Raw genomic sequence first — 14,706 nt, forward strand, 5'->3', positions numbered from 1 at the left:
CCTGCGTCGTCGCGGAACCGCTCCGCCCGTGCCCCGTCCGAGCCGTCCCCGGAGAGACCGCCCGCTCCCCCGGACCCCGGGCCGTCCGTTCCGCCGGACCTCGGGCCGTCCGCCGCCCCTTCGGGCGCGACCCCCCGCGCCCGGCTTTTGTCGTTTTGTCGTACTGCTCGCATGGAGCCGGATCCTCGCAGCAGCCCGCCCCGGACCCCCGCCGACACCGCCACCGCGGGCGAACCGTCCTCCGACTGGCCCACAATGAGCCGGTGAACGAGCTCGACGCCCTGCTGACGCCCGAAGGCCGTGCCCTCCTCGACGAGGTGCGTGACACCGATCCCGCGCAGGAGCTGGCCGTGGCCACGCGGCTGCGCCGCGAGCACCCCGCGGAGCTGGTGTCCGCCGCGCTGGGACAGGCACGGCTGCGGCAGCGCGCGGCGGCGAAGTTCGCGGCCGGGGACGCCGCGCGGATGTTCTTCACGCCCAACGGCGTCGAGCAGTCGACCCGGGCGAGCGTGGCCACGTACCGCGCGCGGCGGTTCGAGGAGCTCGGCGTGGCCTCCGTAGCCGACCTGTGCTGCGGCATCGGCGGGGACGCGATCGCGCTGGCCCGCGCGGGCATCCGGGTCCTCGCGGTCGACCGCGACCCGCTCACCGCGCGGGTGGCCCGCGCCAACGCCGAGGCGCTCGGGCTCGCGGACCTGATCGAGGTGCGCGAGGCGGACGTCACCGAGGTCGACACCTCCGGGTACGACGCCGTGTTCGTGGACCCGGCCCGGCGCGGCGGACGCGGCCGGATCTTCGACCCGGAGGCCTACTCGCCGCCGCTCTCCTGGGCCGTGCAGGCTGCGGCGAAGGCCCCGCACGCCGCCCTGAAGATCGCCCCCGGCGTCCCCCACGAGGCGATCCCCGCCGAGGCCGAGGCCGAGTGGATCTCCGACGGCGGGGACGTGAAGGAGGCCGTGCTGTGGTTCGGCACGGAGCCGGGTGCCGTGCGCGCGACCCTGCTCCCCGGCCCGCACACCCTGCTCGGCACCGGCCTGCCCAACCCGGCCGTCCGCCCCCTCGGCCGCTACCTCTACGAGCCCGACGGCGCCGTCATCCGCGCCCACCTGGTAGCCGACGCCGCCGCCGCGCTGGACGGCGGCCTCGTCGACGAGACCATCGCCTACGTCACCTCCGACGCGCTGCGCCCCACCCCGTACGCCACCGCCTACGAGATCACCGACCAGCTCCCGTTCAACGTCAAGAGGCTCAAGGCGTTGCTGCGCGAGCGGGAGGTCGGCGTGCTGACGGTGAAGAAGCGCGGCTCGGCCGTCGAGCCGGAGGAACTGCGCAGGAAGGTCAAGCCGCAGGGGCGGAACGCGGCGACGGTGTTCCTGACGCGGGTGGCGGGCACGCCGACGATGCTCGTGGGGCATCCCGCCGGGTGAGAACGCGGAACGGGCAGGACACCGCCTCCTCGGCGGGTGTCCTGCCCGTTGCCCATGCGGCCGGTCAGTCCATGCGCAGGTCCTCCGGCAGCAGGTGCCGGGCCGTCTCCAGGAGTCTCTCCCGGCGCGCCGGGACGGACTCCGCCTCGTACAGGACCCAGTAGGCGAGCAGGGCGGTGCCCGGAGCCCGGCCGGAGAGCACCTCCTCGTACAGGGTCCAGATCCCGGCCCGCGCCGCGTCCCTGCACGCCTCCGCGATGTCCTCGTCATCCACGACGACGAACGAGGAGAGCAGGTCGAGGAACTGGTGCCGGGCCGCCGGAGCGACCCGGGGATCGGCCAGCCCGGCCATCAGCGCCCGGGCGACGGGGACGGCGGTCTCCGTCGCCCAGCTGTCCTGGATCACATGGAACTCGATGTCCCTCGGCACGGCGTCCTCGGGCGTTCGCGCTCGGGCGATCCGCAGCAGTTCCCCGGGAACGTGCGACGCGGATGCGCAGCTGCGGCAGGGCAGCCGGGCCCAGTCGTGCAGGCCCAGCTCCAACTCCATGGCGTCCATCGCTCGCGTCTCCCTAGAAGAACTGGTGGAACCAGATGCCGCCCTCTTGCGGAACGGCGCCCGATTCAAACTGGAACGGGGACCCGTAGTCCACCTGACATTTCCTGCACACCTCCTTCATCACCGCCACCAGGTGGCCGCCGGCCTCCTCCTTCACCGTGTAGGCGATGGTGAACCGCACCTTCGTGGGATCGCCGCCGAGCGCGTGCACGACGTTGCCCTCGGCGCAGTAGCTGGGGCCGGGCTTGCATCCGCCGGACTGGGCGAGGGCGATGTCCCCCGTCTCGGTGTTGTAGCCGCCGACGTAGGTCTTGCCCTTCTTGGTCCTGGAGTAGTTCCTGAGGGCGAAGCCGGCGACCTGGGACGACGCCTTCTCCATCTGCCCGGCGTGCGTCCAGCCTTCGGGGGCCTTCTGGACCTCCACCACGGGCGCGCTCTTGCCGCCCGCGCCGCGCGAGCTGACCCGCGGCGGCGGAGTGACCCGCGGCGCCACCCTCGGCTGCTCCGACTTCTTCGCCGCGCCCGAGAACAGCCTCCCGAGCGCTCCCTTGACGACCTTCGCCACGGTGCCGGGCTTGGAGGCCACCTTCGCCGCGCCGCCCGCGCCGGAGGCACCCGGCATGAACGGGACGAGGAACTTCCCGATCCAGTGCGCGACGCCGTACCAGGCCCCGCTGTACTCCGGCCCGCGCACCGCCTTGTAGACGCTGAAGGGACCCTTGCCCGCGCGGTCGTTCTTGACCTTCTGGGCGTTGTTGTCGGTCCAGCCGAGCCGGTCGGTGACGGTGTAGACGCTCTCGGAGAGGTCGTAGTAGCCGTCGACCGCGCCGTTCCAGAAGCCGGAGGTGACCTTCTTGCCCTTGTCGAGGACGTCGTCCAGCCACTTCCACTGGCCGTTGGCGTCGCTGAAGGTGACGGGCGAGTTCTCGGCGTACGCGTAGCCGTTGAGCTGCTGCGGGTCCGTGAGGTCCATGACCGGGTCGACGCTGATGAAGCGGCCGGTCGCGCTGTCGTACTCACGGGCGCCGAGATGGGTCAGGCCGGTGTCGGCCGAGTCGTCGGTGCCGCCGACGAACGCCTTGCCGCCGGGCCAGGCCGCCGCCGCCGTGCCGCGGGCGCCGCCGAAGGGCAGCGTGCGGCGCTGGGTCAGCCGCTGGGTGGCGGCGTCGACCGCGAGCTGGCCGGTGCCCTGGTGGTCGGCGATGGTGAAGGCCACCGAGCCGTCGTCGGACTTGACGGCCTGGTGGCCGCCGCCGAGCGGGAAGTAGCGGGTCGCCTTCGGCTTGTCGGCGCCCTTGGTGAGGGTCAGCTCGGTGTGACCGAGGTACAGCGTGGTCCGGGAGCCGGTACGGGCGATCAGGCGGCTGCCCTCGGCGCCGTACAGGTACTCGGTGACCTTGCCGGACTCGGTGACCTTGGCCAGGTGTCCCTCCGCGTCCCACTCCAGCGACTGGCCGGGGCGGACCGTGGTGTTGCCGGTCTCGTCGTAGTCGAACGACTCCTTCGCGGACGTGCCGTCGGGGCGGCGGGTGGTGACCGAGTCCAGGCCGTGCGGGTGGGCGCTGCCGGGCGCCGGGTAGGCGTAGGCGCGCTCGGTGTCCTTGGCGCTGTCGCCCGAGAGATCGTGCCGGGTCTCGGTGAGACGGTTGCCGGACTTGTCGTAGCCGTAGGACTGCCAGTACGGCGCGGGACCGCCGACCGTGGCGCCGGACGGGGCGGCGGCGCAGGTCTTGGTGCCCTGCGTCCATGCCTCGGTCAGGCGCTGGAGGTGGTCCAGGCGGAAGCACTGGGTGTCGGTGCCGGAGCGGGAGGTGTCCGAGACGGACAGGATGTTGCCCGACTCGTCGTACCGGTAGGTGTTGAACCGGTCGACGCCCGCCACGTCCTGGCGGTCCACCCGCGAGGTCGCCAGGCGCTGGGTGCCCCACTCGTAGGTGTTGGTGACCTGAAGCGGCTTCGCACCGGCCGCGTTGCCGTACATCTTGTGCTGGAGCGGCTTGCCGGTGCTGGAGTAGCTGGTGTCGGCCGTGAAGCCGTCACCGAGCACCGAGACGGGCCGCAGCGTGTCCGCCTCGTAGGAGTACGAGTAGCCGCCGCCCGGCAGTGAGCCGGCCGCGGACCAGCTCACGCCCTTGACCAGGCCGGACGGGTTGTAGGCGGTGCCGGTCTGGTACGTGCCGGCGAGGGCGCCCTCCTTCTCGGGGACCACGAGCGCGGTGCGCACCGGGCGGTAGAGCTGGTCGTACTGGGTGACCTTGGAGGTGTACGCGGCGCCGCCGGCGTAGCGCGTGGCCTCGGCGAGCAGGCCCTTGGCGCCGCTGACGGTGTCGTACGTCCACTTGGCGCGCAGGGCGCCGGCGGCGGAGCCGTCGCGCAGCTCGGTCTGCCGGTCGAGGCCGTCGTAGACGTGCGCCAGGACCGTGTCGCGGGAGTCCTTGGTCGTGGTGAGCAGGCCGCGGTCGTCGTAGGTGCGGATGGTGGTGCCCCGGTCGGGGTCCTCCGCGCGGGTCTCCCGGCCGCGCTGGTCGTAGCCGTACTTCCAGACGTTGCCGGCCGGGTCGGTGACCGTCTCCAGCTGGCCCTTGGCGGTGTAGGCGTAGCGTGTGGTGTCGTAGGGGGCGTCGGCGCTGCGGGTGTGGTGCTGGCGCAGCTCGGTGACCTGGCCGCCGGCGTCGGCGATCGCGGTCGTGGCGGTGCCGCCCTCCGGCGGGATCACGGTGGTGCGGTCGCCGCCGTAGATCCGCCGGGTGATGGCGAGGACCGCGCCGCCGTCACCGTTGCCGGCGACGTCCCGGGTCTCCGTCTCGCGGCCGAGCCCGTCGTAGGTGTGCCATGTCTGGGTCTCGACGGTGAGCGCGTCGGCCGGCTTGAACAGGCCGCGGTTCGGGGCCTCCTGGTCGTTGTAGTAGGGCGCGAACGACCGCGCGGCGAGGCCCCGCTCGTCGTAGAAGACGTCCGTGAGGACGCGGCCGCCGTTCGGGCCGGGGCTCTGGGTCTGGCGTTCGCGCAGGAAGCCGTCGTAGAGGACGTACGAGGCGCGCTGGCCGCCGTTGTCGTCGAGGGTCTGGGTGCGGATGGCGACCGGCTTGCCCTCGTCGACGAAGTAGCCGAACTCGTAGTTGGGGGTCTGGCCGGTGCGCCGGTCGGGCAGCCAGATCCTGTGCGAGCGGCCGAGGGCGTCGTACGCGAACTCGGAGCGCTTGCCGTTGGGGTCGACCTGGGCGGACGGGCGGCCGCGCAGCGGCTCGAACTCCGTCACCGTGGACTGGGCCGTGGAGGCGACGCCCGGCGTGGCCGGCGGGGTCGTCTCGGTGAGCTTCGCCGGGATGCCGGTGGCCGGGCTGTACGCCGTGGTCGTCGTGCGGCCGTCCTTGCGGGCGGTGCGGACGGGGGCGCCGGTGCCGGTGAACTTCACGTCGGCCGTGAGGTCGGTGGTCGTCAGACGGCGGCCGTAGGAGTCGAAGGTGGCCTTGGACTCGAGGTAAGCGGCCGTGGTGCCGTCGTGGCTCTTGAGGGTCGCGGACGCGGTGGCGTCGCCCTTGGTCGCCGCGGCGCCGTACTCGCCGCCGTCGTAGGCGGTCCGGACGTCGGAGACGACGTCCTTGGCACGGTCGGGCGTGCGGGAGCAGTTGCCGAGGACGGTCTCGGTGCGGGCGACCAGGTCGAGGTCGCCGGGCACATAAGTGGTGCGGGTGCAGCGGTCGTCGCCCGCGGTGGTGGTGTCACCGAGGTCGTCGACCCGGGTGACCCGGCCGGTCGCGTCGTCGTACTCCGTCTCCGTCGCGGTCGTCTTCCACGAGGAGCCCGCGCCTGCGTCCAGGGAGGTCCAGGACGAGGTCCGCGCGATGCCGGAGTAATTCGCGGTGACGGTGCCCCAGTCGCGGGTCTTCTTGGCGGTCTGGTGGTACCAGGGCCTGCTGACGGTCCTGGACAGGACCTTGCCGCCGACGCCCGAGTACTGCACGGTCTTGTAGGCGAAGCCCGCCGTCGACTCGTGGTCGGCGATGGTGTCGCCCTCACCGGCGCCGAGCGCGACGGACACGTCCTTGGTGCCGCCGGAGGTGTTCTCCCGGTCGCCGTCCATGCCACGCAGGAAGTACGTGTCCGCCTGCGACTTCATGGCGCCGCCCTGGCCGCCGGACCTGACCCGCACCTGGCCGTAGCCGCGCCACTGCGACCACGTCTTGTGCTTCTGCTTGGTGAGGCCGTCGTCGGTGTCGAAGTGCCAGGCCGCGCCGCCCAGGTACTCGTACTGGGTCACCGCGTCGGGCGCGCCGCCCGTGCGGTCGGTCTTGGTCGTGGAGGTGACGACGTACTTGTTGAACCACTGCTTCTCCGGCGCGTCGTCGGCGTCGCCGCCGATGAACTGGGGGAAGCAGCGGGTGGTGTTCTTCTCCGGGACCGGCAGCTCGTCGAAGGAGCAGACGGGCGCCGAGTAGTTGATGTCGACCTGGCCGCCGTACTCGTCGGCGACGGTGGACAGCCGGGACTTGATGAACGGCGCGTAGCCGTCACCGATCCGGTCGAGCCGGTTGGCGAGCTGGGTGTAGCCGAAGGTGGTCTTCGGCAGGGTGATCGCCGGGGTCGCGCTGTGCCCGGTGTGCTGGATGGAGTCCAGCAGCAGCTGGTAGTCGATGTCGGCCTTGCCCCAGCGGTGGCCCAGCGTCCATGAGTCGACCTTGGCGAAGGCGTCGCCCTTGAGCACCTCGGTGGCGATGCCGGTCAGCCGCTTGCGGGTGAAGAAGACCGGGGACAGCCGCCCCTTGTCGCACTCCTTGCCCTCGTCGCAGTTGAGGTCCCAGGGCGTGTCGTACCAGTAGAAGGCGTCCTTGCCGATGTCGGCGCAGGTGGTCTTCGAGTCCGGCAGACAGCGCTCGGAGGTGCTGAGGTCGACCCGGGCGAGCGCCTTGGCCGCGTACGCGTCCGAGGACTTCAGGCCGTACTCGACGCGGTCCAGGGAGCCGCCGCGCACATAGCGGGTGTCGTCCTTGGCCTTGAGGTTGCGGCCGTAGGAGTTCTTCTCCTGGTCGTAGTAGTAGGCGATCGCGTTGCCGTGCGGGTCCTCGACGTGGTCGAGGTTCCAGCGCCAGGCCTGCTGGCACCAGGAGTCCGCGAAGGCCGCCTTGTGGCAGGGCTCGTCGGCGTCGTCGCCGAAGACCGGGACCGTCCAGGTGGAGTCGGTGGTCTCCTTGCCGGTGGCCCAGCCGGGCAGCCGGTTGTACCCGAAGTAGTAGCGGACGCCGTCGGGGGCGGTCAGCCGCCAGTACTCGCCGTCGTTGTCGCCGTTGCCCCGGTCGGCGGAGCGCAGGCGCTTGACGCGGGTGCCGTCGTCCTGCTTGAAGCGGAAGTCGTCGGCGCCGGTGGGGACGAGTTCGCCGCCCTTGCCGTTGAAGGTGATGAAGGCGTTGTCGTAGCCCCAGCACAGGTCGCCCGGCTTGTTGACGCCGTCGGCCGCCTTCTGCCCGTCGTCGGCGCACGGCTTGTAGCGCCGCTCGATGTAGCCGGACCACAGGTCGAAGCCGTCACCGACCCAGGAGGACTGGTTGTTGGTGGTGCCGGTCCGTCCGTCGATCCGGCCCGACTGGTACGACACCCCGAGGTCGGGGGACAGCCCGCCCGGGACGTCCGGCACGGGGATGTCGTAGGACCAGCTGAAGTCACCGGTGTTGAGATCGGTGTCCCAGGTCGCCGACGGGGACAGCTGGGTGGCGGTGTAGTCGCCCTTGCCCGCGGTCTCCTCGGCGGCCGCGACGGCCGCGAAGAGGGTCGGACCGGAGGACTGCAGGGCCAGCTTCGGGGCGGTCAGGGTGCGCCGCTCGGTGTCGTTGACCGTCTCGACGGGCGTCGCCGTACCGCACTTGGCCCTGATCCCCTTGCCGGCCCGGTCGAGGGCGCAGCCGGGGAGCCGGACCAGGGTGAGACGGGAGCCGAAGCCGCCGCCGTAGGCCTCGGCGAAGGAGGAGTAGTTCAGGCTCGCCCCGACCGAGGCGGGCGTACGGCCCTTGCCGCCAGCCGCGTCGAGCGTGAACAGCACGCCGTTCACCCCGGCGCGCTTCGCCGCGGCACGGCCCAGGACACGGGCGGTGACGGAGGCGGGAGCGGCCGCGGCGGCGGAGCGCGCGAGGCGGCCGCTCGTGCGCGGGCCGGTCACGTCGACCAGGTCCGCGCCCTCCTTCGGCCAGGCCGCGCTGGGCCTGGTCCGGGGCGTCCTCGGTTCCTCGGTGAGCGCGCGGGGCTCGGCCCTCAGGATGTCCTCGCCCTTGACGGGCTTCTCGGCCGAGGGCAGGCCGGGCAGGTCATGCCGTGCGTCGGGGGTGGTCGCGGAAGCGGCGGCGGTCTGTAGGACCGTGCCCACCATGACGGCGGACAGGGTCAGCGCCACCCTTCGTCGGACCGCGTTACGCAGTCGCGATCTGGATGTTCCAGACATGAGTGATCGTCAATCCTCGTGGGAGGTCACCGGCCCGCCCCGAGCGGGGCGAGCCGGTGAAGGAAGAGAAGGAAGTGCAGGCGGCGTCAGGCGCCCGGTACCTCGGTCGGCAGGTCGAACCACGTGGCGGCGAGCTTCTCGACCTGTTCGTCGGTCAGCGCGCCCTGGAAGGCCCACACGTCGTCGACCAGACCCGGGAAGTACTCGCCGTAGCCCGTACCGGACTTGGCGCGGCCGATCTGGAAGGACTTGGCCGCCTTGAAGGCCAGCGTGTTCTCCGCCCAGGAGACCCGCTCGGCGCAGCCGCCCTGGTCGGCCTCGCCGTCGCCGTCGGCGTCGCCGCAGGAGACCGCCTGGAGGTTGCCGTTGACGTACAGCCGCGCCTGCTTGGCGAAGCCGTCGTAGACCACGGCGAGGTGGTTCCAGTCGCGTACGTCGAAGAACTCGCTGTTCTCCACGCGCACCACGGTCGCGTCCGCGCCGTCCTGGTCGGCCACCGCCAGCTCCCAGCGGCCGGGGCCGTCGGGCTTCGCGTCCGGCACGAACCGGACGGCGAACGCGCTCTGGGCCGAGCCCTCCGCGCTGAGCAGGGTGACCCCGCCCTTGGGCACGGCCGCGGCCTGCGCCCAGCCGGTCACGGTGTAGCTGGCGCCGGTGTCGACGGGGACCGCGGTGGTCGCCGCGTGGCCCGTGACGCCGTCCAGGTCCAGGCTCCCGGAGTCGATGAAGGCGGAGTCCGACTTCTTCGCGCCGCCGCCCAGGGTGAGCGCGCCGCCCCCGGTCACCGCGTTGGGCGTGGTGACGGTGGAGGTGCCGGCCGTCTCCTCGAAGTTCCAGCGGCTCTTGACGAGGGGCCGCTGCTGGAAGATCTGGCGGACCTCGTCGTCGGCGACGGGCCGGTCGAAGAGCCGTACGTCGTCGATCGATCCGGGGAAGTGGTCGACGATCTTGCCCGTCCAGACGGCCCGCCCGATCTGGAGGGCCCCCTGTGCCTCCCAGGTCTTCGGCGCGCTGTCGGTGCCCTGGAGCCGCCCGTTGACGTAGAGGCGGATCTGCTGGGCGGTGGCGTCGTGGACGGCCACCAGGTGGGTCCACTCGCCCGGCCGCGCGGGCTGGGTGCCCCGCACCACCTGCTCGGTGATGTTGCCCGCCTGGACGTCCTCCAGCGAGGTGCGCAGGCTCCAGGTGTTCGGCGAGGCCTCGTAGGACAGATAGAACGGGCTGTAGTACGTGCCGTTCTGGCTCACCACCGTGCGGTTGCCGGTCACGCCCGAGTTGAGCTTCGCCCAGGCGGAGACCGCGTAGGAACCGGCGGTGTTGAGCACCGGCCGGTCGGTGGCGGCGTAGCCGGTGCTTCCGTTCAGGGTCAGGGCACGGCCCGCGACCCCTTCGGCGCCCGCCGTGGCACCGCCGTTCAGCGTCAGCGGCTGCTCGGGAGCGGCGCCGGCGGTCTCGGTGGCGCCGGCGGCCTCGTCGAGCGGGAAGACCGCCCGGGCGGGGCGTCCGCCGGTGAGCTCCTGGTCCTGCTGGAGCCGTGCCGCCTCGGCGGCGCTCAGGGCGCGGTCGAAGATCTTCAGGTCGTCGACCGTGCCCGGGAAGTAGGCGCCCGGCTTGCCGTTGTAGCTGCCCGCGCCGATCCGCAGGCCCCGGCGGGCCTCCCAGGCGGTGCTGTACGCGGTGGAGCCGGAGAGCTTGCCGTTGACGTACAGCCGCAGCTGCTTGGCCTTGCCGTCGTAGACCCCCGTCAGATGGGTCCACTCCCCCGCCTTGGCGTCCCCGGGCGCGGCCGCCATGGCGCGGGCGACGGAGGCGTCGGCCGTGTCGGCGGTGTACTGGTTGAACACCCAGCGGTCGTAGTACTGGGAGTAGTACAGCTCGAAGCCCGGCGAGTGGTTGCCCGGCTGGGCGGCGATGATCGCCGCGGCCGGGGGCATCCTGTCGAGCCGGGCCCAGGCCGCGACGGAGAAGCTGTCCGAGGTGTCGACGACGGTGAGGTCGGAGTCGGCGTACCCGGACTTGCCGTCGGTGTGCAGGGCGGTGCCCTTGCGGCCCTCGGCGCCGAGGGCCGCGCCGCCGGTCAGGCGTACGGTCCGCGGGGCCGTCGTGCCGGCCGCCTTCGCGGCACCGGCGCCTTCGTCGAGCCGCCAGGCGGCGCGGTCGGGCTGACCCGCCTTGACCCGGAACTGGTAGGTGCGGATCTCGGAGCCGTTGCCCGCCGCGTCGAAGGCCTGGGCGGTGACGAAGTTCAGGCCCGGCTTGGACGGCAGCAGCTGCACGGACTTCCCGGCGCCGCCGCTGGTGGTGATCTGCGTCGAGCCGGACGGGTCGGTGTTGAACCCGTAGCGGTAGCGGACCACGTCCGTCTCGGGCGAGTCGAGGGCGAAGCCGCCGTACTGGCCCACGCCGTCGTACCAGGGGTCCTCCGGGTCCTCCGGGTCGGAGGCCGGGTAGTGGCCCGAGGAGATCGAGGGCGCCTTGGGCACGCTGGTGTCCTGGACGAAGTAGCAGCCCGTCGCGGTGCCGGAGTGCGACCACGGGGAGAACTGCGCCCCGTCGTAGGACCGGACGGACCAGCTCACCCGCTTGTTCTTCGGGATCGAGGACGGCAGCGCGATCGAGAAGCCGGAGCCGGACTTCTTGTACGAGGTCAGGGCGGGCTTCCAGCGGGCGGTCCAGCCCTTGCCGTCACCGGCGTCCCAGGCCGCCTCGAACTCGACCGCGATGTTGTCGCCGTCGGGGTCGGTGATGCCGTTGGCGTAGATCTTGCCCAGGGTGCGCACCCGGGGCTCGCTGGTGTGGGGCTTGCAGGTGCCGCCGTACTCCATGGTCAGCTGCGACATCTTCACCTGCGGCGGCGGGCGGTTGTACTTCACCCGCAGGAACGCCTTGTCGGAGAAGCGCTTCCAGCCGTACCGGTCGCTCTCGCTGCCGGCCCGAAGGCCGAAGGTCATCGACGACCACTTGCCGTTCGCGGCCTCCTGCACCGCCGACTTCACGTCGAACTCGGCGTCCTTGGCGGCGCAGCCGCTGAAGCCGTACGCGAAGGACGACGAGCGCAGCTGCTTGATCCAGAAGCCGGACTCGGTCTGCGAGTTCCAGGTGGTCGAGGAGGAGATGCCCTTCGTCCGCCACAGCTCGACCTCGCGGTCCGAGCAGGACGCCGACCAGGTGTTGCGGACCACGAACTCGGCGGACAGGATCGTCCGGCCCGCGTACGCGGAGGTGGGCACCTGGTAGAAGAGCCGCTTGGTGTCGTTCGGGGCGCAGTAGTCCCAGTTGCAGTAGCCCATGCCGGCGTCCGGCTTGCCGTTGAACTTCCACTGCGGGGAGGACGCCCAGTACTTCGACGCCATCGTCCACGAGGTCGCGCGCGGCGAGTACCACTGCGGGTCGATGAACACCGGGTACTCGGTGTTCCTGCCCTTGAGGACGTCGGCGTCGGGCGTGAGCACCAACTCGCGTCCGCCAGGTGGCAGTTCCACGCCGACCGGGGCGAGCTTGGCGGTCTCGCCGGGGCCGGGGTCGGTGTCGGCCGGGGCCGGGCCGGCCGCCGCCCGCGGTCCGGCGGTGAGGCGCTGCGGCGCGGTGGCCGACGTGGCGGCCTTGGCCGTCCGGCGGGTGGCCGAGGCCGTTCCGGTGGCGGGCGGGCCGCCGCTGGAGTCCCACATCAGCGGCTTCGGCGCCTCGAACACCGCGTTCCCGGCGCCCTTGTCGACCGCGGCCAGGCCGCCGCCCGCGGTCTCCTTCACGTCCATGCCGTCGGCGGCCAGCTTCAGCCGCAGTTCGGCGAGCGCCGGACTGGCCGCGGCCTCGGCGGTGTTGACGACGAGCAGCTGGGTGAACCCGTCCTCCTGCGCGCCCATCCGCAGATCGACGTCCGGCAGGACGTCGCGGTACGTCGCCGTGGCGCCGTCCAGCCGGGGCGCGGGCAGCGTGCCGGGCCAGGACAACGCCAGCCGCCGGCCGGCCTTGTCCATCCGGACCAGCGGCACCTCGGTGCCACCGGCGGAGAACTCCAGCCCGATCGTCGCCACCTTCGGCGCGACCGTGCCGTGGCCGGTCGGCGCCAGCTCCGTGTCGACCGGCTTCCATTCGCCGTCGACCCGGGCCCGGACGGGACGCAGGTGCTCCCGTCTCTCCAGATCCCCTTCGGGGGTTACGAACACCTCGGTGCTCTCACCGCGCAGTGCGGTGACCTCCACGCTTCGGCCGGTACGTACGGCCTGCTCCCGCGCCTGCTGTTCGGTCAGCGGAGCGTTCCCGGAAGTGGTCAGCTTCCGGGTGTCCGTCGCCGGCGAGTCGGCGGCCGCGCTCGCGGTGGCGGGCAGCAGCCCGACCGCGAGTGCGGAGCTGAGAGCGATTGCGATGGTTCCCCCGACGCCGCGCATGAGCGCATGCGTCTGCATCTTCACGTTCCCCCACATCATGAAAAACGTATGAAATTATTGTGGTCGGGGGGAACTTAACATGATCTACGGAATGTCCCGCGAGGTCCCCTCTACGGCAACTCCCCCGCCCGGCGCAGCAACAGCTCGCGCTCCCGCTCGTTGCGCGCGAGCCCCGCTGCCCGTTCGAACTCGGCCCGCGCCTCGGCGGTGCGGCCGAGGCGTCCCAGCAGGTCACCGCGGACGCTGGGCAGCAAGTGGTAGCCGCGCAGGGCGGGTTCGGCGGCCAGGGCGTCGACGATCCGCAGCGCCTCGGCGGGGCCCTCGGCCATCGACACGGCCACGGCCCGGTTCAGCTCGACCACCGGTGAGGGGGCGCGGGTGGCGAGCATCCCGTAGAGCGCGGCGATCCGCGCCCAGTCGGTCTCCTCGTAGGCCGCGGCCCGTGCGTGGCAGGCGGCGATGGCGGCCTGGAGGGCGTACGGCCCGAGGGCGCCGCCCTGTTCGACGGCGCGCTCCAGGGCGGCGAAACCGCGCCGGATCAGCAGCCGGTTCCACAGCCGCCGGTTCTGGTCGGCGAGCAGCACCGGCTCCCCGTCGGGGCCGGTCCGCGCCGCCGTGCGCGAGGCCTGGAACTCCAGCAGGGCGGCCAGGCCGTGCGCCTCGGCCTCCTTGGGCATCAGCGCGGCCAGCACCCGGGCGAGCCGCAGCGCGTCCTCGCACAGCGCGGGGCGCAGCAGGTCGTCGCCCGCGGTGGCCGCGTAGCCCTCGTTGAAGATCAGGTAGATGACCTCCAGGACCGAGCCGAGGCGGGCCGCCCGGTCCTCGCCGTACGGCACCTCGAAGGGCACCCCGGCCTTCGCCAAGGTGCGCTTGGCCCGCACGATCCGCTGCGCGACGGTCGGCTCCGGCACCAGGAAGGCGCGGGCGATCTCGTCCGTGCGCAGACCGCCGACGAGCCGCAGGGTCAGCGCCGTGCGGGCCTCGGCGGACAGCAGCGGATGGCAGGCGGTGAAGATCAGCCGCAGCACGTCGTCGTCGATGTCCCCGGGGCCCGAGGGCTCGGGGTCGTGCGACTCCTCGGTCAGCTCGCGGCCGGCCTCCGCCAGCTTGCGGGCGTACGTCTCGCGCCGCCGCACCAGGTCGACCGCGCGATGCTTGGCGGTGGCCGTCAGCCAGGCGCCCGGCCGGTCCGGGACGCCCTCCTCGGGCCACTGCTCCAGTGCCGCCACCAGCGCGTCCTGGGCGATCTCCTCGGCGATGCCGACGTCCCGGACGATCCGCGCGACCGTGGCGATGATCCGCGCGGACTCCAGCCGGAAGACGGTGTCGAGGGTCCGGGCGACCGAGCCCGGCGGACGGGCCCCGTCCGTGCTGTGTGCCGTCACATCTCACATGACAGCACACGGCACCGACAACGGCCGTGGGCTCAGAGCCCGGGCTCCTCGACCTCGCGGACCTCCAGGCCCACCAGCCACTCCTTGGGGTGGACCTCCAGGAAGCGCTTCCCCCACTCGACCGCCTCGGCCATGTCCTTGCACTGCATCAGCGCGTAGCCGCCGACGACCTCCTTGGTCTCGGTGAACGGGCCGTCGGTGTAGGAGAGCTTGCCGTCCGACCAGGTGATCCGGGTGGACTCGGCGGTCGGCTTGAGCCCGGCGGTGTCCAGCATCACGCCCGCCTTGGTGATCTCCTCGAACAGGGCGCCCATGCGCTGCTCGAAGCCGGGGTCGGCGGACGCCATGTCGATGGTGCCCTCCTGGATACGGACCATGGACAGGTAGCGGGGCATGGTGACTCCTCGTGTTTCCGGGCGGGGTCCGTCCCCGCTCTCACCCATGCGTCGAACGGGAGACGGCCGGATCGACATCGTCGCCAGAATTCTTTTCGCGCGCCTGTCGAGCG

General features: G+C 72.2%; 6 protein-coding genes. 1 reads left to right on the forward strand and 5 read right to left on the reverse strand.

All coding sequences use genetic code 11. From position 1 onward, the window contains the following. The first annotated feature begins 263 nt into the window (after positions 1-263). Positions 264-1,427: a class I SAM-dependent methyltransferase gene (locus ACZ6SQ_RS16645; protein ID WP_469562084.1), complete on the forward strand. Its 1,164-nt coding sequence runs from the start codon at positions 264-266 to the stop codon at positions 1,425-1,427. A gap of 64 nt (positions 1,428-1,491) precedes the next feature. On the opposite strand, the gene ACZ6SQ_RS16650 is transcribed toward ACZ6SQ_RS16645, so the two are convergent. From ACZ6SQ_RS16650 to ACZ6SQ_RS16670, 5 genes are all read right to left on the reverse strand, one after another. After that, the gene (locus ACZ6SQ_RS16650) at positions 1,492-1,986 is read right to left on the reverse strand and encodes a hypothetical protein (protein ID WP_469562086.1); all 495 of its coding nucleotides are present in this window, start codon (positions 1,984-1,986) and stop codon (positions 1,492-1,494) included. Between the two features lie 13 nt (positions 1,987-1,999). Then, the gene (locus ACZ6SQ_RS16655; RefSeq protein ID WP_469562191.1) at positions 2,000-8,344 is read right to left on the reverse strand and encodes an RHS repeat domain-containing protein; all 6,345 of its coding nucleotides are present in this window, start codon (positions 8,342-8,344) and stop codon (positions 2,000-2,002) included. Between the two features lie 158 nt (positions 8,345-8,502). Continuing rightward, on the reverse strand, positions 8,503-12,822 hold the full coding sequence (locus ACZ6SQ_RS16660) for a LamG-like jellyroll fold domain-containing protein (RefSeq protein WP_469562090.1): 4,320 nt from the start codon (positions 12,820-12,822) through the stop codon (positions 8,503-8,505). A gap of 92 nt (positions 12,823-12,914) precedes the next feature. Further along, positions 12,915-14,189, reverse strand: a complete 1,275-nt coding sequence (locus tag ACZ6SQ_RS16665) for an RNA polymerase sigma factor (RefSeq protein ID WP_469562093.1) — start codon at positions 14,187-14,189, stop codon at positions 12,915-12,917. A 41-nt stretch (positions 14,190-14,230) separates the two neighbouring features. Further along, entirely contained in the window at positions 14,231-14,593 is a 363-nt protein-coding gene (locus tag ACZ6SQ_RS16670; RefSeq protein WP_469562096.1) for a YciI family protein, read from the reverse strand. Positions 14,594-14,706 lie beyond the last annotated feature (113 nt).

It is taken from the genome of Streptomyces sp. NPDC048600, assembly GCF_055587025.1.